This window comes from Lactobacillus panisapium (genome assembly GCF_019469265.1).
In the GTDB taxonomy this organism is placed as follows: domain Bacteria; phylum Bacillota; class Bacilli; order Lactobacillales; family Lactobacillaceae; genus Lactobacillus; species Lactobacillus panisapium.
In genome coordinates this window covers 1,355,486-1,372,633 of sequence record NZ_CP048268.1, presented here as the reverse complement: position 1 = coordinate 1,372,633, position 17,148 = coordinate 1,355,486, and the positions used below count along the sequence as shown (strand labels likewise).

Annotated in this window: 25 protein-coding genes; 21 read left to right on the top strand and 4 right to left on the bottom strand. The window is 34.9% G+C overall.

The window, feature by feature from the left end; translation table 11 throughout:
* Window positions 1-37: 37 nt before the first annotated feature.
* On the bottom strand, window positions 38-1,075 hold the full coding sequence (locus tag GYM71_RS06550) for a PTS sugar transporter subunit IIC (RefSeq protein WP_220219895.1): 1,038 nt from the start codon (window positions 1,073-1,075) through the stop codon (window positions 38-40).
* A 746-nt stretch (window positions 1,076-1,821) separates the two neighbouring features.
* On the opposite strand from GYM71_RS06550, the gene GYM71_RS06545 reads away from it, so the two are divergent.
* On the top strand, window positions 1,822-2,322 hold the full coding sequence (locus GYM71_RS06545; protein ID WP_103751828.1) for a hypothetical protein: 501 nt from the start codon (window positions 1,822-1,824) through the stop codon (window positions 2,320-2,322).
* Window positions 2,323-2,751: 429 nt separating this feature from the next.
* The gene (locus GYM71_RS06540; protein WP_220219894.1) at window positions 2,752-3,072 is read left to right on the top strand and encodes a hypothetical protein; all 321 of its coding nucleotides are present in this window, start codon (window positions 2,752-2,754) and stop codon (window positions 3,070-3,072) included.
* A gap of 244 nt (window positions 3,073-3,316) precedes the next feature.
* Here GYM71_RS06540 and GYM71_RS06535 read toward each other — a convergent pair whose 3' ends face one another.
* The 3 genes from GYM71_RS06535 to GYM71_RS06525 all read right to left on the bottom strand — a co-directional run bounded on the left by GYM71_RS06535 (window position 3,317) and on the right by GYM71_RS06525 (window position 5,995).
* Complete coding sequence (locus GYM71_RS06535) at window positions 3,317-4,444, bottom strand: tyrosine-type recombinase/integrase (protein WP_220219893.1); 1,128 nt, start codon at window positions 4,442-4,444, stop codon at window positions 3,317-3,319.
* Between the two features lie 117 nt (window positions 4,445-4,561).
* A complete protein-coding gene (locus tag GYM71_RS06530; RefSeq protein WP_220219892.1) occupies window positions 4,562-5,188 on the bottom strand; it encodes an SLAP domain-containing protein in 627 nt (208 codons plus the stop codon).
* 63 nt (window positions 5,189-5,251) lie between these two features.
* A complete protein-coding gene (locus tag GYM71_RS06525; RefSeq protein ID WP_220219891.1) occupies window positions 5,252-5,995 on the bottom strand; it encodes a helix-turn-helix domain-containing protein in 744 nt (247 codons plus the stop codon).
* Between the two features lie 300 nt (window positions 5,996-6,295).
* Here GYM71_RS06525 and GYM71_RS06520 point away from each other — a divergent pair, with 300 nt between their 5' ends.
* From GYM71_RS06520 to GYM71_RS06430, 19 genes are all read left to right on the top strand, one after another.
* A complete protein-coding gene (locus tag GYM71_RS06520; protein WP_220219890.1) occupies window positions 6,296-6,505 on the top strand; it encodes a transcriptional regulator in 210 nt (69 codons plus the stop codon).
* A 105-nt stretch (window positions 6,506-6,610) separates the two neighbouring features.
* Window positions 6,611-6,856 carry a hypothetical protein gene (locus GYM71_RS06515; protein ID WP_220219889.1) on the top strand — a complete coding sequence of 82 codons (246 nt, stop codon included), beginning with the start codon at window positions 6,611-6,613 and terminating at the stop codon, window positions 6,854-6,856.
* Between the two features lie 21 nt (window positions 6,857-6,877).
* Window positions 6,878-7,216: a DUF771 domain-containing protein gene (locus GYM71_RS06510; RefSeq protein WP_220219888.1), complete on the top strand. Its 339-nt coding sequence runs from the start codon at window positions 6,878-6,880 to the stop codon at window positions 7,214-7,216.
* 220 nt (window positions 7,217-7,436) lie between these two features.
* On the top strand, window positions 7,437-7,793 hold the full coding sequence (locus tag GYM71_RS06505) for a hypothetical protein (RefSeq protein WP_220219887.1): 357 nt from the start codon (window positions 7,437-7,439) through the stop codon (window positions 7,791-7,793).
* Window positions 7,780-8,259: a siphovirus Gp157 family protein gene (locus GYM71_RS06500; RefSeq protein ID WP_220219886.1), complete on the top strand. Its 480-nt coding sequence runs from the start codon at window positions 7,780-7,782 to the stop codon at window positions 8,257-8,259. Before GYM71_RS06505 ends, GYM71_RS06500 begins: the two co-directional genes overlap by 14 nt.
* Before the next feature lie 10 nt (window positions 8,260-8,269).
* The gene (locus tag GYM71_RS06495) at window positions 8,270-9,010 is read left to right on the top strand and encodes a helix-turn-helix domain-containing protein (protein WP_220219885.1); all 741 of its coding nucleotides are present in this window, start codon (window positions 8,270-8,272) and stop codon (window positions 9,008-9,010) included.
* Between the two features lie 13 nt (window positions 9,011-9,023).
* On the top strand, window positions 9,024-9,527 hold the full coding sequence (locus GYM71_RS06490; protein WP_220219884.1) for a helix-turn-helix domain-containing protein: 504 nt from the start codon (window positions 9,024-9,026) through the stop codon (window positions 9,525-9,527).
* On the top strand, window positions 9,524-10,912 hold the full coding sequence (locus GYM71_RS06485; protein WP_336511382.1) for a DEAD/DEAH box helicase: 1,389 nt from the start codon (window positions 9,524-9,526) through the stop codon (window positions 10,910-10,912). The genes GYM71_RS06490 and GYM71_RS06485 overlap by 4 nt, the downstream gene beginning before the upstream one ends.
* On the top strand, window positions 10,909-11,643 hold the full coding sequence (locus GYM71_RS06480) for an AAA family ATPase (RefSeq protein ID WP_220219883.1): 735 nt from the start codon (window positions 10,909-10,911) through the stop codon (window positions 11,641-11,643). The genes GYM71_RS06485 and GYM71_RS06480 overlap by 4 nt, the downstream gene beginning before the upstream one ends.
* Complete coding sequence (locus tag GYM71_RS06475) at window positions 11,640-12,191, top strand: hypothetical protein (RefSeq protein ID WP_220219882.1); 552 nt, start codon at window positions 11,640-11,642, stop codon at window positions 12,189-12,191. Before GYM71_RS06480 ends, GYM71_RS06475 begins: the two co-directional genes overlap by 4 nt.
* Entirely contained in the window at window positions 12,175-12,393 is a 219-nt protein-coding gene (locus tag GYM71_RS06470; RefSeq protein WP_220219881.1) for a hypothetical protein, read from the top strand. The genes GYM71_RS06475 and GYM71_RS06470 overlap by 17 nt, the downstream gene beginning before the upstream one ends.
* Complete coding sequence (locus GYM71_RS06465) at window positions 12,393-12,962, top strand: single-stranded DNA-binding protein (protein ID WP_220219880.1); 570 nt, start codon at window positions 12,393-12,395, stop codon at window positions 12,960-12,962. The genes GYM71_RS06470 and GYM71_RS06465 overlap by 1 nt, the downstream gene beginning before the upstream one ends.
* 18 nt (window positions 12,963-12,980) lie before the next feature.
* Entirely contained in the window at window positions 12,981-13,127 is a 147-nt protein-coding gene (locus GYM71_RS06460) for a hypothetical protein (protein ID WP_220219879.1), read from the top strand.
* A 20-nt stretch (window positions 13,128-13,147) separates the two neighbouring features.
* Window positions 13,148-13,525, top strand: a complete 378-nt coding sequence (locus GYM71_RS06455; RefSeq protein ID WP_220219878.1) for a hypothetical protein — start codon at window positions 13,148-13,150, stop codon at window positions 13,523-13,525.
* Between the two features lie 2 nt (window positions 13,526-13,527).
* On the top strand, window positions 13,528-14,319 hold the full coding sequence (locus tag GYM71_RS06450; RefSeq protein ID WP_220219877.1) for a bifunctional DNA primase/polymerase: 792 nt from the start codon (window positions 13,528-13,530) through the stop codon (window positions 14,317-14,319).
* A complete protein-coding gene (locus GYM71_RS06445) occupies window positions 14,316-15,608 on the top strand; it encodes a virulence-associated E family protein (RefSeq protein WP_220219876.1) in 1,293 nt (430 codons plus the stop codon). Before GYM71_RS06450 ends, GYM71_RS06445 begins: the two co-directional genes overlap by 4 nt.
* Before the next feature lie 249 nt (window positions 15,609-15,857).
* Complete coding sequence (locus GYM71_RS06440; protein ID WP_220219875.1) at window positions 15,858-16,106, top strand: hypothetical protein; 249 nt, start codon at window positions 15,858-15,860, stop codon at window positions 16,104-16,106.
* Window positions 16,107-16,668: 562 nt separating this feature from the next.
* Window positions 16,669-16,944, top strand: a complete 276-nt coding sequence (locus tag GYM71_RS06435) for a hypothetical protein (RefSeq protein ID WP_220219874.1) — start codon at window positions 16,669-16,671, stop codon at window positions 16,942-16,944.
* Between the two features lies 1 nt (window position 16,945).
* Window positions 16,946-17,146 carry a hypothetical protein gene (locus GYM71_RS06430; protein WP_220219873.1) on the top strand — a complete coding sequence of 67 codons (201 nt, stop codon included), beginning with the start codon at window positions 16,946-16,948 and terminating at the stop codon, window positions 17,144-17,146.
* Window positions 17,147-17,148: the final 2 nt, after the last annotated feature.

The window sequence follows — 17,148 nt, the reverse complement described above, 5'->3', positions numbered from 1 at the left end:
GGCTTTAATGGGCCTTTTTATTTTAATGTCACTCTTACTAGTTAAAATCCAATTCAAAGTCTTTACTACTAAAGAAGTTTAGCTTATTACTTAGAAGGTAGTTAGCAACTAAGCCTAACAGGATCGGTAAGATAAAGAATAAGATCGTCATTAATGCAATATTGCTAAAATTAGTTGGACGGTTTGCCATTGCAGCCACAGGCCCAATTAAACCTGAAAAACCAAAGCCGGCACTCATCGGATTACCTTGAATGTTAAAAATTGCACCTAATACTCCCATGATGCCAGCATTAACCATTAACGGAATCAATAACTTAGGTTTGGTCAGTAAGTTAGCCATTTGCATTTTGGGTGAACCAAGAAAATGTGCAATAGAAGTACCGAAAGAGTTTGACTTCCAACCAAAAATAGCTAAGGCAAAAGCAGCTGCCGTAATACCGAGGTTAGCGGAACCAGCGGCAATACCGGAAATATTGATTGCGGTTGCAATTCCGACTGACGAAATTGGTGAAACCACAAGCAGGGCAAAGACAATACCCATAAAAAAGCCCATTAGAATAGGTTGTAGTTTAGTCAGATTCTCTACACCAAGTCCAATTAACTTGGTCGCTTGACTAACTGGAATGCGAGTTAGGCAGCCGATACCACCAGCTACAAGCAGAACAATTAGTGGTACAAGTAAAATAGTGTAAGCTCTAAGTTTTTTACCTAGGAATAAAACTAGGCCGTATGCAATCATAATCGTAATTGCGGTATTAATGACATCGCCGTTGCCGATAACAACTATTTTGCCGTTAATCATGTTGAAATTGCCCGCTGCAGCAGTTGCTGCCAGTGCCATTGATGAAGTTTGAATTGGCGATAGTTTTCCAGTCATGCCAACGCAAACGGCACTAATAGCAGGTAGAAGGGCAGAGGCAAAGGAAGTTAAGACTAAAATAAAATTTAGTTCAGGCCAAAGCGGTAATAGCATTTTAACCAATTGACCAACTAATGCTCCCGGAATCAAGGCCACGACAATTCCTGTTGAAAGCCCGTTTAAGGTATCTAATCCAATTTTTTTAAAAGTTTTCATTCTCTCTATTTCTCCAATAAAAAATCGCACAGACGACGACAACTGTGCGATTTTTAAAAGAAGGCATTATTTTAAAAGCATCTCATCACACAATTGTCATTCTTAATTGAACTGTGTGCTAAGATAACAACGAATAGGCACTCAGATCAAATAGCTAAAGTACCAAAAATAATATTTAACTTGCGGTTGAGTGAATTTCTTCAATGTCGTCATAATAGTAAACCTCTCATAAATATTTAAGCAATATCATACTAAAGAAAAAATAAAAAAGCAAGTTTGAAGAGAAAAATTATTAAAAAAGGCTTGAAACTTTCGATAATTCAAGCTAATTATTAAAAATTTATATCTTAATTATATATTAAAAAAGATTTGATTAGGCAGTATTCATGTTATAATTGTAAAATATTTAAAGGGGATGATAATCAAAACAAATTATTAATTATAGTGCATTAACTTAGGTTATTCGTCAATTGCTAAAAGTCTGGTGTAGAAGTAGACTAAAGATGAATCATGTTGAAATAGGGAAAAGTAAAATAGCTATTTTGTTATTTTATCATGGAAGTATTTTATTATCTTTTTCATTAATCGAATATTTATATCATTGAAAACGCCGCAATGTTTTAATTTGAGTAAATTAAGTACTGAATATTGATCAGACATAGATATTGAAAAATAATCTAAAATTTGTTTTAACGTAATTAGGAGGTATTTGGGATCTTCCAAAGTACTCAAGTTTTTCCAAAGAAGTGATTAAAATTTCTGAATTTATTAATTTTCTAAGTTTATTAGGTGACTGGTTACTTTTTGCGTTTCCTTTATATCAAGGGCTGATGGAGCTCTATGATTATGATCGTTTCTTAAAAGAATTTGACCAGTCTAGTAAGACTGAAGCCAAAATTTCACCTATTTATTGGTTTGCGCCGATCTGGAAGATTCACCTTGAGAAAAAACGTGCGGTAAAGATTTTACGTGAGTTTGTAAAAGATGACGAAGACTTTCGGACAGCAATGAGCTTCATTGACAAGACGACTGCGTGGTACTTTGTATCTCTCGGTGGTTGGTTTAAGATGATTTCATCTTTGTATGATTTCTTCAATGAAGTACATTTATACAGTGTATGGTGGTTAATTGGTGGCACAATTCTTTTAACCTTTACCGGATTGTTTTCAGGTTATTACCGGGTGAGCCAAAAGCGGCAAAAAGCGATGTTAAAGAAGTTTAAAAATGAATATAATGGCAAACAATAATTGACTGATTGTGGATCAATTATTACGTGCTTAATAAAAGTTGTCTCAACTAAAATATTATGTGTTTTCAAATTTAGTTGAGACAGCTTTTTTGCTTTTAAATAAGTTATTACTAACTACCACTTGCTAGAATAAAAATGATTTTTACCCGTCACCTAATTTGTTTGGCTATAATAAACTTTAGTAATTTTGAAAGAGTAAAATTGATTCAAAATACTAATTTCATGTTATTTTTAGCACAATAAATTTTAAAGAAGGGTGATTATTTTTTCTTTGTTTATTAACTGTATCAGCCTAATTGGTGATTGGCTGTTATTTTCATTCCCGTTAAACCAGGGGTTAATGGAGCTTTCCGATTATAAGCGTTTCGTTAAGGATTTCGATAACTCTAGTAAATCCATTGCCAAAATATCTCCGTGGTATTGGATAATGCCAAATTTAAAAATTCATTTTGAAAAAAGTCGTGCCCAAAAAGTTTTGAAAACAATCATCAAAGATGATAATGATTTTCAGACTGCAATTAGCTTTACTAATAAAGCAACAGCATGGTATTTTGTTGGTCTTGGCGGTTGGTTTAAAATGATCTGCTCACTTGATGAATTCTTGGAGGAATTTCATTTAGTTCATTTTGGCTGGTGGCTTATTGGCTCCGTTATTGTATTTACATTTGCTGGATTATTTTCGGCTTATTACCGGGTTAGTTCTCATCGCCAAAAGGCTATTCTGGCTAAATTTCAAAAAGATGAGTAACCGAACTTCCAGTAATTAAAGCAGCTGTTATCTTAATAATGACAGCTGTTTTTTTGCTATAGCTACTTTTTATCGAAATAAATTTGGACAGACTATTAAGCTAAGCAAAGAAAAAGACAAGTTTCACTATCTAGTAAAACTTGTCTTAACTAAAAATAATGATCCGGGTGATCATTTAATAATCCGTAAAAATACAATTATATCAGTATTCTCAGACGTTTATGTTAGCCAAATGTTAGCCAAACTACGCTAAGTGTAATTTCTGTGACTCATTCATTGAATCAAGCGCATTTGCGAGTATTTTTTGCTGTGTAGCCTTCATTTCGTCAATCATGTATGAATAAGTATCCATGGTAATTCCAATATTAGAATGACCTAACCGTTTACTAATTTCATACCAATCCACGTGGTGAGCAACTAAATAAGCAACGTGGCAATGTCGCAAGCTGTGAAAATGAAAACCTTTCTTAGAAATATTTGCTTCTTTCAAACGATATCTCAGAGCCTTATTTAGAGCGTTGTCAGTAGGTAGTTCACCATTTAATTTTGCGAAAATAAATTCTTGGTTATTTTCTTTAAGTTCGTTTAAGGTATTTAATAAAGATTTTGAAACATAGATTACTCTCTTAGAGCTTTCATTTTTAGGCGGCTTAATTTTTTTAGATATGTAATCATATGACTTGCTAATTTTAATAGTTTGCTTTTTCTCGTCAATATCGGACCATTTAAGAGCCAAAATTTCGCCTGCCCTCATACCTGTCTCTATTGCAGTTAAAATCGCATAAGGAGTCGTATGCTTTCGATTTAGACTACTTTGGGTAGCCTTAAGTAAAGACTGAATTTCTTTAATTGACAAATATTCAATGTGTCGTGCCCTTGTTTCATTCCAGACTTCGTTAATTCGATTAGTAAAATTTTGTGGAATAATACCTTCTTCATGTGCATCTGAAACGCATGATTTTAGAATACCATTTAACTTTTTAATGGTTACTTTAGAATGATTTTTACCATATTCATTGATGAAATTTTGATATACAGAGCGATTAATATCATTTATTCTAATAGTACCAAAATATTTTTTAACCACATTGCTAATATAAGTATATCTTCTTTTGGTACCATCTGTTTTGCCAGGGATGCGATACGTCATTGCCCATTTCCAAAAATAATCAGCAAAAACTGGATTTTCATTTGTAATATTATTTTTATTTTTTGCTAAAATCTGTTCATTTTCCCATTTTTTAGCTTGGGCTTTAGTTTTAAAGCCACCTTTGGTTTTATATTTTTTCTTTTTCCCGGATTTAGTATCAGGGTCAGTAATATACCAAGAAACTTGCACAGTCCAGCTATTACCACGCTTGTATACAGCCATTTTTAAACTCCTTATTATATGCTAAAATAGGGTAGACGAAAGGCGTGAGCCCGAAGTCACTTTCATTAAGCCTTTAAGAATTAGTTTTCCAGACGAGTTCTTAAAGGCTTTTTTGCGTTACTGTTTATTATTTATAAAATCTCCAAATTTATTGGCTTCATCCTTCATTTGTTGATCATGATCTTTTATAGATTGCTGTGAAGGATTTTCGATCCAATTCTTTGCTGAGTCGTCAGATTGCGTATATTTCTGTATTCCTTTTTCAAAAGTGGCTTGATCTATTTCAATATCACCATTTTTATTCAACATACCAAGCTGACTTGCTATTTCCTTATCTGCTTCGAGTCTATCTTCACCTTGTAGTGATAAAGCTTTCTTTACTTGATCGCTTAAACTTGGCAGAGTATCAACTAGGTGTTTGGACTGCCAAGGCTCTTTTGCAGGTCTCTCAGGTGGAATAGTACGGTCATCTATCAACTTAGAATCCTTAGCAATTATATATTTCTTCTTTGTTAAGCGATAAAATTTTTTTCCTTTTATTTTTTTTGTACCAAGAATTTTGTATAAATCGCCCTTAGCAAAAGGACGTGCTTTTTTGATTTTTTTGCCCTTAGCATTATATGCTGGCATATTAGCATTTAATAAAACTACTGTACCTACAGCATGAGCACTAACCACGTTCGCACTGGTGGCTAATAATGTTAGTGTAGCAACTCCTGCTGCCATTAACTTTTTAAATTTCATAACAGTTTACCTTTCAAAAATCTGCCATAGGTTTAATGTCGCTGGTGTTATGGACAATACTATCTAACTGATATCATAATCGACATGGATTACTTTACCAATAATTGTACCAGGATTTTTCTCGTCAAGAATTATCGGTTCATAATCTTTATTTTCCGGAATTAAAATAATATTACCTTTATTAAACTTAACTCTTTTGATCGTAGCTTCATCACCTATTAAGACGGCAGCTAATTCTCCATTTTCAACCATCAGTTGCCGTCTAATTGTAACCAATGAGCCATCTGGAATTAATGGTTCCATACTATGACCTTGGCATTTTAAAAGAAACAGGGTACCGTCTGGCTCGTGATCAAAAGTTAGATCCCTATAACCTACAATATTTTCTTCAGCAAATATAGGTTCACCACATGCTATCTTTCCTAATATTGGTACCCTAATTTGATAGTTGTGAGGTTCTAACTTTTTAATTTTTTCAATATCATCATCATTTAGAGGTTGCAGAGGACTACCGCCTTGAGGATATTGATGGACAATTTGAGTACTTTTATCCCGAGCTTGGTCAAAATGGAACTTAGCTTTGTGTGCTGAATTAATTGTTGAGTTAATTTTATTTGTATGGTCTGTTAACAAATCATTAACTGTAACATGTAAAACTTTGGCAACTTTTTTTAGATTTTCTAAAGTTGGCTCGTTATATTTCCATCTATAAATAGTTCTTGTACCTAAGCCAGCTTTATCATTAACTTCAATTAATGATAATCCATGTTCATTAGCAATCTTTTTTATGTTATCAAACGCTGTCATATCAATACTCCTAAAAGCGCATTTAAAAATATGTAAGTTTACGCTTGACTTTTTATGTAAACTTACGTATATTAAAGCTGTAAACAATTAACAAAACAAATAAAAAAATTTGTAAGAAAAATAAGCCGTAATACTACGGTGCTTGCAAAAAAAGACTATAAAAAGTTTGGGGAAACATTTTTTGCCTTATTTGTTGTACCTATATATTCGCATTCTTACGCAGTTTTGTCAATTGTTTATAGAAATATTTACATATTAATTTACATATATCTTTATACGTTTAGAAAGGTGGCGGAACTTATGCCTACAGAAGAAAAGTTGCAATCTATTACTGGTGAAATTGAACAGCAAATAAAAATTGCACTTTTTAAAAGAAATATGACTCAAGCAGAATTGTCGAAAAAAATTCGCGAAAATGAAGCTCAGGTAAGTCAAGCAATTAATGGATATCCAGGAAAAAGGTTTATTAGAATTCGAAGAAAAATTTACAATTTTTTGGATATCAAATAATTTCATTTAAGGAGAAAGCAATGCACGAATTTGCGTTAGCAATTGCAGTTGTCGCGTTAATAATTTCAATTATTAATTTACTGAACAGCTAGAAAGGAAAACACAATGGATAAAGATTGGTTAATCGACCAGATTAATGAAGAAGCAGAGCAATGCTTTGCAAAGGACTTTGAAAGTCTATCCACCGATGACAGTGGAGCCAATCAATTATTCTCGAAAGTTAAACAAACTGAAGAGTGGTCAGCTTTCAAGTCAAAAATGATTGAACTCTATAAAAAGCAAATTGAACAGAACCTGTTCCATAAGCTAGAGGGTCTGGAAGAACTGGTTAAAGAATCTGGAGATATTTAACCGAAAGGAGGTGAATAAACAATGACTGACACTATTGAATTACCAATTCCACTAAACATACTTACCACAGCTGTTGATGAAATCATGAAGAAACGTGGCTACGCTCCAGCAAAAAGCACCGAGGGAAAAACTATCAAAATGAAAGAATTCGCTCAGAAATATTGTGGTGGTAAAGCAATGCCATGGATTCGGCTATTCATTTTTGACGAGTTTCCCGAAGTGGATTTTAAAAATGGCGGCTGGGTAGTAAATCCAAGGAAAAGTGATGAAGGGAGCAAAACTTTTATTTTTGAAAAGCCAGCTGCGGAATGGATGGAAACACATCGAGGTGAAATAGATTGGAACGCAAAACTACCTTAATAGAAAGGATATTAAGCACATGGCAGCATTTTTTAAACGAATACACAGACGTGCATCTGACCACCAGAAGGTCATTAACAATCTCATTGCTAGCAGTGATTGCTGGGCTAGTCGGAGCGATCTATGTTCTCTCACAGCCGGAATTTCTGCCCGGAACATAAAAAGAGCCCGATTGCAGTCGGACTCAAAAATAAAACATATCTAAGGAGAATTATAACACATGAAAGTTAAAGAAGGAAAAGAGCGAAATGAAGCTATTAAACAGATTAATGATGATGAAGAGCTTCGTAAGATAGCTCGAGAAGATCCGAATGCAATTCTGTTACACGATCCAGAAGGATCGGTAATTACTTTGGTCTGTGGTAATAGTTGCTATAAAAGTAGCGAAGATTTTCTAGTTCATCGACTAAAAGTTCTGAATGGATCATTGAACAAGCTATGCAAAGAACTCGATTTTGATACGTGCGATTTTTTTGAAAGTTTGCTTCTTGGAATTGAAGATGATGAACTTGATGAGCTAGTTATTGAAGCATACGACGGAGAAAGTCTAGGTGATTTATATAATGAAACTGTTTGAAATAAATGATGCAATCAAACAGATTGCAGATAAGGATGATCTTGATCCTGAAATGTTAAAAGACACACTAGACTCTCTAGCATTAACTAGGGATGCAAAACTTGATGGCTTAGCCGGATTAATTGAACGTGATTCAGCGGATATTGATTTTTTAACTAATAAAATCAAGCAATTGACTGAACAGAAACGACATTTTGAAAATCAAAAAACCAATCTGCTTAATTACATGACTGAAGTAATTGACGATGCAGGGCTTAAGCAGGTCAAAACTGAACATTACATCTTAAAGCCACGTAACTATCGGCAGAAAACAATCATTTCTGATGAAAGTAAATTGCCAGATGACTATCACGTTAAAAAAGAAGTCTTATCAATCGACAAGCGCAAGCTATATAGCGATTTAAAAGACGGTGTCAATATTCCGGGAGCGCATCTCGAACCTAATCGTAAGACTGTAATTAGTTGAGGTGGTCAGTATGAATAGGATAAAAGAACTGAGAAAAAGCCATGGACTCAGTCAGACTGAACTTGCGGGAGAAACCGGCATTAGTAATCAAGCCGTAAGCTTTTATGAAAATGGAAAGAGACAACCAAAGATTGAAACATGGCAAAAATTGGCAGACTATTTCAATGTTTCCACTAGCTACTTAATGGGACTTAATAGTAATAGTTTTGGAAATAGAATTAAGGAATTAAGAATCAAGCATGGTCTTAGCCAAGATGATTTAGCAAAAGTAACAGGTCTTACTCGCCAGGCGATTAGTAATTATGAAAATAATGAAAGAACTCCAAACAAAGAAATTTGGGAAAAGTTAGCTGATTACTTCAATGTATCTGTTCCTTATGCGCGTGGCGAGATTGATACAGAACTAATAGCAAAAATCGCTAAGATGATTTTTCTAACTCATGCTGCTTCTTTCGATGTTTATTTAAACAAGAATGATCTGTTCACTGGATACGATGAAGATGACACGACTATAGCTTGTAAGCTAATGCTACTTTTACTTCAACAATTAAATCTAAACATTAGTGAAGAATATGAAAAAATTGTCGACAAAACCGAAAAAATATTAGGTAAATCTGATTCAGATCCTGCAGTAAATCGTTTTAAAACTAAGCAGTACTTGTCTGATGTTACTGATGGCTGTCCAGAGAACAACTTTGAAAAAGACATTGAAGATGCCAAAAAGTTAATTGATTTTTATGACAATTTATAAAGAAGGCATGAACATGAACAGACTTAAAGAATTAAGAAACAAGGCGGGTTTATCACAGAATAAATTGGTTTCATCATTAAATAATTACTTAGCCAAAAATAATATCAAAGGAATCACTGCTGCAACGTTTTCAAGATGGGAGAATTCAATAAGCAATCCAACTGAGATTATGTGGAAATATCTCGCTGATTACTTTAATGTTTCAGTACCATACATTCGCGGTGAGATTGATACAGAGCGAATAGCAAAAATTGCTAAGATGGCATTCTGTTTATTAGAACCATCATTAAACGTGGAATTAGGAGAAAAAGCTTTACCCGAAAAAGGCAAAAAAGGTTGTATAGGACTTTTATTAATTGCCCTAATAAACCAGCTGGGCTTAAATACGGAAGACATAATTAAAGAGCTTAGTTTAAAAATGGAGGGATCAGATTTTGCAAGTATGATCAATAACGATGATGTTGAAGGATTAACTGAAGCTGGTTTAAAGCTGGCCAATATATACGACGAAATATGATGTACGAACTACGACCATATCAAAACGATCTAATTAAGCGAATTACCAACTCAATGCAGACTGGCCACCATCATATAATCGTACAGTCACCGCCACGAACTGGTAAGACAGTGGTTATGGCAGAGATTGCTAGACGGACAACTGCTAAGAATAACCGAGTGATGTTTATCATTCACCGAAAAGAAGTTCTAGACCAAGCTAAAGCAACATTTAAAAAGCAAAATGTTAATCCTGAATTAGCAACGATGGGTTTAGTGCAAACGATTTGCCGACGAGTGGATAAGTTACCTGAACCGCAATTAATCCTAATTGATGAAGGACACCACGCTTTAGCCACTAGTTATCAAAAAATATTAAATAAGTTTGAAAGTGCTTATGTATTGTTTTTTACTGCAACGCCAAGAAGAACGGGTCAACGCCAGTTGGATGAAGTTGCTGACGATATCATTATTGGTCAATCAATTCACGAATTAACGGATAAGGGCTTTCTAGCTCCATTCAGATATTTTCAACCGCCTAATGATTTTAATGCAAAATTGCTTAAACGAAATTCTACAGGAGATTATTCTAATAAGTCAATGGATGAAGCTATGTCGTCCAAAATATACGGTCACATCGTTAAGCAGTACAAACGTATCGCCAATGGCATGCAAGCAGTTGTCTACACCTATTCAATAGACTCTGCTATACGAGTTGCTAAAGAATTTAATGAGGCAGGAATTACTGCAAAAGAAGTTGATGGTAATACGCCAACAGTCGAAAGGGATGCAGTAGTTTCCGATTTCAGAAACCAGAAGCTAAAGATACTAGTTAACGTTAATCTTTTCACTGAAGGTGTCGACTTACCCAATGTTGATTGCGTAATCATGGCTAGACCAACCACATCATTAGCACTGTTTTTACAGTTTTCAATGAGGTGTTTAAATCCAAGACCTGGCAAGACTGCAATCATCATTGACCACGCTAACAATGTTCAAAAGTTCGGTTATCCAGACGATGATCGCGATTGGAAACAAGCCGTTATCAGTGGCACCAAGTCGGTGCCGAAAACTAGTGACGAGCCGACAATGGCAATCATCACATGCGACTACTGTTTCGCGGTAGTTAAGACTAGTGAAGTTAAAGATGGTAAGTGCCCATTATGTGGCAATGAAATTAAAATCCATCAAGAAAAAGAAGTTACTGACATTGATTTAGTAGAAGCTAAAAATCGCAAGAAATTAATATCAAAAATTATACATAGTGACTTACTTAAAAAAGTCGCCAATAAAAAAGTTAGTGAACTTAATTCACCAGCTGAATTCAGTGCTTATGCAGAGCTGCATGGATATAAATCCGGCTGGATTTATTATCAAATGAAAATGAAAGGAATGATTAAAAAATGATCGTTTTACCAAAACCGCAAAAATTAGTACCAAAGGCACAACCACACTATTTCTTCGTATGGGGTGCTCCAATGGTTGGTAAGAGCTACTTTGCTAGCTTCTTCCCAAAACCAATTATTCTAAATACTGACGGAAACAGTGATCAAGGGACTGCACCAGCTTTCCAGATTAGAAATTTACGCGACAAGAATGGCAAGCCTACCCAATTGGTTACTGACCAATTGGATGAGATTATCCTTGCTTTACAAACCGAAAATGAGCAACGAAAGCCGGAAGAGCAATTCAAAACAGTCGTTGTTGACGTAATTGACGATATCATCGTCATGCTTGAACAAGCAATTTGTTGGGAAAATGGTGTGAAGTCATTAGGAGATATTGCTTACGGCAAAGGCTATGCACTATTTAACACAGCATTACAACAGTTAGTCATGGATCTTAAAGCATTACCAATGAACATTATCTACATCAGTCGCGAAATTGCAATTACAGATGATAACACTGGTGTAACTACTTACCACCCTTCATTAAAAACCAAGTATTTCAACGTAGTTAACGGTAACTGCGATGTTGAAATCAGAGCTAAAAAGGTTGGTGATGGTGTTAATGCCACATATTACCGCGAAGTTAAGAGCCTAAGAACACAATACGACCCCAAGAACATTACAGATCATAGAATTTTGAAATTGCTAGAAACATGTAGCGGAATATTCAAGGAGGAGCCAAAAAAATGAGTAAAGCATTATGGAAAATTAATGAAGTCGGCCGACCATCTTTTGTAAATTATGTGTCTGATGACTATCAATTACAGGAAAACGAGTTCTACGGTACCTTTCCAAAAGACAAATGGAAAAATGTTAATAACCCTGGCGATGAACCGGATTATTTAAAATTCAAATATAAAAATTACCTATGCGAAATTAAAAGACCATCATTGTCCTTATTGCATCTTTGCGGCTATATAACGCTTGAAAGGGATAACAAGCTTTATGGCAAAGAATGGTTTGAAAAAGAAATTCAAAACTTAGAAGTTCATGGCGGAATCACCTTTGCAGAGCCTACCAAAGAAGGAAAATGGCAGATTGGCTTTGATTGTGCACATTATGATGACGTTGTACCCGGATCTGATGTTGCATTGTTTGGGAGTTCAGATTATAGCACATGTAAAGACATCACATATAAAGATATGTGGTTTGTTAAAAGCGAACTAATGCAGCTAGTTGATCAAATAGACTGTTTAAATACCAAAAAGGATAGGTATAGCAATGACAGTAACAATTAAAAACAAGATTAACCGTGGATGGATAGTTGGAACTTATAAAAGCACAAGCGGAGCATTCGAGCCTATTTTTACAGACAATAAAAAAGCTGCACTTGAATTTGATGATTTAAATGAAGCAATTGAAAAGGTTAAAAAATTAACTAATTTCAGTTTTGATGAATTCGCATTTTATGAAAACGGAAAATTAATGGAGGTTAAATAATGAGTTTAAGAGATGCAGTAAATGAATTAAAGAAGAACGGTTTCGATCCCAAGGAAGGCAAGGAATTCAACGCCTTTGCCAAAATACCCGATGGCACTTATACCATGTCATTAGACGGTGCAACGCACAGCGTTAAAGGTGATCGTGATTACTTAGTGCTTGGTTTTTCAGTAGTAGAAGGTGAACAAGAAGGTAAGCGCGAAACAATTTTTCCATCACTCGCACAGACAAAATCTGACGGGAAGAAAATGCCAGATTCGGTTATTGCACGAAACATTTCAATGCTACAGATTATTGGCGAAATGGTAAACAATCCAATTCCTAATAGTTGCTTTGACTTTGAAAACGAATCAGATGCTTATGAAGCTTTAGCTAAAGCATTCCAGCCTGCGCTTGGAAGAGTATTAGAAATGACTATTACTTCAGCGCCAAATAAGAAAAATCCACAGTATCCGTTCAGGAATTATGAATTTGCGAAACACGAACAACCAAAAGTAGCCGATGCGAAAGACCCATTTAATGGAACCGGCGACACCGTTGATATTAATGATGATGACTTACCATTTTAAATTTAGGAGGTAATTAAAATGAATCAAATTTTGGAATCAGCTTATTTAGAAAACAAAAAGTATTGGGAAGCTGTTGCTAGAGATGAAGGCGGATTAGAAATCTGTAGTGATTACAATGGACAGCCTATTTATACAATAGGAACAAGCCATGACGTTTGGTACTAATAAATAGTGAGGTAACTAAAATGAACGGAAAACAGATTGAATTTGATGGTAATGTTGATAACTTTAAAACCAAAAATAATGAAACTACCATCCAGATTAAAACAACAAGCAGTAATCTATCGTTAGATAGTCTAAGTAAAGTATCAGAAGGTGCGATTAGAGTTTACCTTGAATCAAGCCAGATGGAATTAATTGATGAATTAAATGACGAATTTACGGTTAATGACATTTTGGACATTTACAAAGCCGAACATAAGCAATCTGATGGAAGTAAGATAACACAATGTCGCGTAATTACTAAAAATGGCAATGTTTACAGTATTAGCGAAGACTTACTTAACAAATTGGAAGCTGAGATGCCAGAAGAACCGTTTCTAGATGATAATTCTGATGATTAATCATGACACTAGAAAATCTAGTAAATTACGCAATTAGTTATGCTTCACATGGATTTTCTGTAATACCAATCGGCGCGACCAAACGACCATTAATTAAGTTTGCCAATCGACCACCACTTACTGAAGATGAAATCAAACGGGTCTGGCAACGCTATCCACTCGCTAACATAGCTCTTAAAACAGATAAGTTTTTCGTGATTGACGTTGACCGGCACGGTGATGTTGACGGCATGGATGCAATCAAGCAATTAGGTCATAACGAGTGGTTCAAAAACACGTTAACTGAAAAAACTGCACATGATGGCTTTCACTTCTTTTTTCAAAAGCCAAAAAATGAAACCATTGCGCAAAACATCGGTTTCTTACCAGGGGTTGACCTGAAAGCCCACGAAAACAATTACGTGGTGGTGGCACCTAGCCAGATTAACGGCAAGCATTATAAATGGCTTAATCATGACATTATCCGACCAGCACCAGAAGGGTTGCTGGCGTTAATCAAAGAGAAAGCCAAACCAGAAAAGCGAAAAATATTAAGTTACAAAATTGCGAGCAAGACACAGACAACACACCTGTTCGAAACTGTTGCCAATGGTCTCGGTGATGATGGTCAGAGAAATAAGGCTTTAGCAAGTTTTGTAGGCGGCCTTTTGTACCGCGGAGTTGATCCAGATGTAGCAGCTAAGCTTGCGGTAATTGCAAACACAAATACGACAGATAGCTTGCCGTTAAATGAAGTTGAACGAACAGTAAATTCAATGATAGATAAAGAAATAGCAAGAAGGGGGATTGAATGAGTGACGTTATTGATATTAACGAGAAAAACGCTGATAAATTACGCGACAACACGATTGATTTAGACCATCAAAACAACGGTTCAATCAAAACGACTAGTGTCAAAAATGTTGTCTTAATCTTACTCAAAGACCCTAATCTGAAAAATCTTTTTCGCTTAAATGAATTTACTACCGAAGTAGATGTGGTAGAAACAGCAGAAATCAAACTTCCTGAAATTGGTAAAACAATAATTCCAAAAGGGCAATACACTGATCAGGTCACTAATTCAATCGAATTATACATTGAATCACAATCTAAATATGGTAATGCAAATTTCAAAAATGCCATCATTGAACAAGCAGTCGACAATGTGGCATACATGCATTCTTACAATCCTTTGATTGATTATATGAATGACGCTTACAAAAAATGGGATAAAAAACGCCGGCTAGATAAATTCTTTGTTGAATTTCTGGGAGCAGATAAAAATGAAACCACCACATTAATTACTCGCGTTTTCTTTATGGGTGCTGTAGCAAAAGTTTATAACGCAGACACTAAATTCGATTACGTGCTAGACCTGGTAGGTGGCCAAGGTGTCGGTAAGACTTCAATTTTGAAAAATATTGCACCGCTAGGATTGTATACGGACCAATTCAATACCTTCACGAAGAAAGATGATTTCGAAGTTATGAAAAATGCCTTGATTGTGAATGATGATGAAATGACTGCCAGTAATGATGCGAGCTTTGAAGAAATTAAAAAATTCATCACGATGCAAGATTTCGAATACCGCAAACCGTACGGTCATAAGCCTGTTCACTTCAAGAAAAAATTCGTTATCACGCGGACAACCAATGAAGTGCGTCACCTGAAAGACCGCTCAGGCGATCGGCGTTTCCTATCAATCTATGCGCATCCCGAAAAACAGACTAAAAACCCCGTGAGCGAATTAACGCCCGAGGTGGTGCAGCAGTTGTGGGGCGAAGCTGTATGGCTCTGTAAAAATGCTAAAGATCCATTCAGATTTACTCCTAAGCAAGAAGCATTGCTAAAAGCAAACCGTGAAGAATTCAGATATACATCTGGCTTGGAAGATAACTTAATGGATGTCTTAGAAAATAAATTTAAGGACCAAGATTTTATTTCAAACAGGGATTTATCTTTTGCACTATTCAAAGATTATGATGCGTTATCTAAAAACAGTAAGCAAACACGTGACATCAGATACTACATGGAGCATTTGGGCTTTAATACGAGTGCATTGAAAAAGATAAATGGAAAAGTAACAAGAGGATTTGAAAAGTAACAGTAGGTAACAGTAAGGTAACAGTAACTGTTACCGATCTAGAGCCCTGGGAGAGTAGTAAATACAAGCTTTGGTAACAGTATAACAGTAAATATTAGTAAAACTTTTTATTTATATTATTATGCCTTTTAAAGTTTTTGACGATTTTACTGTTACCTACAAATAAAAATATTCTAATCCATTGTGAGAGTAAGAAAAAAATAGGTAACAGTTACTGTTACCTAAGCGTAACTTTAAGAGGTAAAAACAATGAAAATTAAAAATGATAAAGAAATTGTTATTGGAAAAGCATTTGGAAGTTTTTGTGGCGAACAGGAGGTTCCCTTTTTTGTAAAAAATATTAGACAGCTGTGTTTTAACCCTTTTGAAAGTGATGAATATAAATATTCAGCAATGATTAAAACGGTTTTATCAGATGAAGATGTAAACATTCTGATAAGCAAAGAAAAATACGAGTATTTAATGGATAAATTAGGAGCAAATGACGATGAAAATTAGAAATAAGAAAACAATTACTGTTAAGGATTTAGAAGATGGAAAAATTTACTCCTTTGACGATACAAAATTGGAATATTTTGGTCAAAGAATAAATGTACAGTAAGCTTTAGTTGAATATTTTATTGATATTGAAGGATATGATACTTTAATCGTTTCAGAAGCAGACTATGAAGCATTGCAGAAATACATGGAAGAAGAACGTGATGTTGTTTGGGATGATGAAGATGATCAATGATAAAGAGTTTAGACAGAAATGCCGTGAGGTGCAGCAATGGAAAATAACAGATCATGTCCTAATTGCAATAGGATTTTCGACAAACGTAAACAGTGCAAATCTATTGAAGAATATCGAAATTTACTGACGGAAATAGCAATCATGTTTGTAGAAGATAGAATGTGAGACAAAAGTTATGGCAAAAGCAGTGTGGAAAATTGACAAGAACGGCAAGCGAACCTATGTAGGTCACGTGCCAGACAGTTATCAATTGAAAGATGGAGAGCGGTTCGGGTTACCCAATGAAGATTGGGTAGAAGTGATTAGGAATCAATGAAGGTGTAAATAATGGAGATTGAAGCTGAAAATAATAAAAAAATCAAAGTTAAGCCCGGTGATATAGTAGCTTTGGAAAGTAATCATTTTAACAATTGGACTGGTATAACAGAATACTATCTCGTAAGCCACAATAATTACCGCTATTATCTAGTAAATATAGAAACTGGCGAGATATTCATGAATACTTACCCGTCTTTAAGCAAAATAAACGATCTGGTCAGAATGGACGAAGGACATGTCTATTCTGGTAATAGTGCAAAACTAATCTTAAAAGGTAATGCCTAAAATGAAAATAGCAATTATTGTATTACCAATTATTGGCTTAATAACAGGTGTTTTAGGCGTATTAATTTTAGATATTTTTTTTGGAGAGTATACAAAGATTAAGCAAATTATCGCAATTACGTTAATTGCCATTGGCTTTATAGCAGTTATTGGTGCAGGTGCTATTGAACATTTCATGTGGTGGACTAGCTGGGGTTGGTAAAA

Bases quoted from the DNA above. Each gene is read 5' to 3' on its own strand.
- GYM71_RS06550 (WP_220219895.1), bottom strand. From the start codon at position 1,075: ATGAAAACTTTTAAAAAAATTGGATTAGATACCTTAAACGGGCTTTCA.
- GYM71_RS06540 (WP_220219894.1), top strand. From the start codon at position 2,752: ATGCCAAATTTAAAAATTCATTTTGAAAAAAGTCGTGCCCAAAAAGTT.
- GYM71_RS06535 (WP_220219893.1), bottom strand. From the start codon at position 4,444: ATGGCTGTATACAAGCGTGGTAATAGCTGGACTGTGCAAGTTTCTTGG.
- GYM71_RS06530 (WP_220219892.1), bottom strand. From the start codon at position 5,188: ATGAAATTTAAAAAGTTAATGGCAGCAGGAGTTGCTACACTAACATTA.
- GYM71_RS06525 (WP_220219891.1), bottom strand. From the start codon at position 5,995: ATGACAGCGTTTGATAACATAAAAAAGATTGCTAATGAACATGGATTA.
- GYM71_RS06520 (WP_220219890.1), top strand. From the start codon at position 6,296: ATGCCTACAGAAGAAAAGTTGCAATCTATTACTGGTGAAATTGAACAG.
- GYM71_RS06515 (WP_220219889.1), top strand. From the start codon at position 6,611: ATGGATAAAGATTGGTTAATCGACCAGATTAATGAAGAAGCAGAGCAA.
- GYM71_RS06510 (WP_220219888.1), top strand. From the start codon at position 6,878: ATGACTGACACTATTGAATTACCAATTCCACTAAACATACTTACCACA.
- GYM71_RS06505 (WP_220219887.1), top strand. From the start codon at position 7,437: ATGAAAGTTAAAGAAGGAAAAGAGCGAAATGAAGCTATTAAACAGATT.
- GYM71_RS06500 (WP_220219886.1), top strand. From the start codon at position 7,780: ATGAAACTGTTTGAAATAAATGATGCAATCAAACAGATTGCAGATAAG.
- GYM71_RS06495 (WP_220219885.1), top strand. From the start codon at position 8,270: ATGAATAGGATAAAAGAACTGAGAAAAAGCCATGGACTCAGTCAGACT.
- GYM71_RS06490 (WP_220219884.1), top strand. From the start codon at position 9,024: ATGAACAGACTTAAAGAATTAAGAAACAAGGCGGGTTTATCACAGAAT.
- GYM71_RS06485 (WP_336511382.1), top strand. From the start codon at position 9,524: ATGATGTACGAACTACGACCATATCAAAACGATCTAATTAAGCGAATT.
- GYM71_RS06480 (WP_220219883.1), top strand. From the start codon at position 10,909: ATGATCGTTTTACCAAAACCGCAAAAATTAGTACCAAAGGCACAACCA.
- GYM71_RS06475 (WP_220219882.1), top strand. From the start codon at position 11,640: ATGAGTAAAGCATTATGGAAAATTAATGAAGTCGGCCGACCATCTTTT.
- GYM71_RS06470 (WP_220219881.1), top strand. From the start codon at position 12,175: ATGACAGTAACAATTAAAAACAAGATTAACCGTGGATGGATAGTTGGA.
- GYM71_RS06465 (WP_220219880.1), top strand. From the start codon at position 12,393: ATGAGTTTAAGAGATGCAGTAAATGAATTAAAGAAGAACGGTTTCGAT.
- GYM71_RS06460 (WP_220219879.1), top strand. From the start codon at position 12,981: ATGAATCAAATTTTGGAATCAGCTTATTTAGAAAACAAAAAGTATTGG.
- GYM71_RS06455 (WP_220219878.1), top strand. From the start codon at position 13,148: ATGAACGGAAAACAGATTGAATTTGATGGTAATGTTGATAACTTTAAA.
- GYM71_RS06450 (WP_220219877.1), top strand. From the start codon at position 13,528: ATGACACTAGAAAATCTAGTAAATTACGCAATTAGTTATGCTTCACAT.
- GYM71_RS06445 (WP_220219876.1), top strand. From the start codon at position 14,316: ATGAGTGACGTTATTGATATTAACGAGAAAAACGCTGATAAATTACGC.
- GYM71_RS06440 (WP_220219875.1), top strand. From the start codon at position 15,858: ATGAAAATTAAAAATGATAAAGAAATTGTTATTGGAAAAGCATTTGGA.
- GYM71_RS06435 (WP_220219874.1), top strand. From the start codon at position 16,669: ATGGAGATTGAAGCTGAAAATAATAAAAAAATCAAAGTTAAGCCCGGT.
- GYM71_RS06430 (WP_220219873.1), top strand. From the start codon at position 16,946: ATGAAAATAGCAATTATTGTATTACCAATTATTGGCTTAATAACAGGT.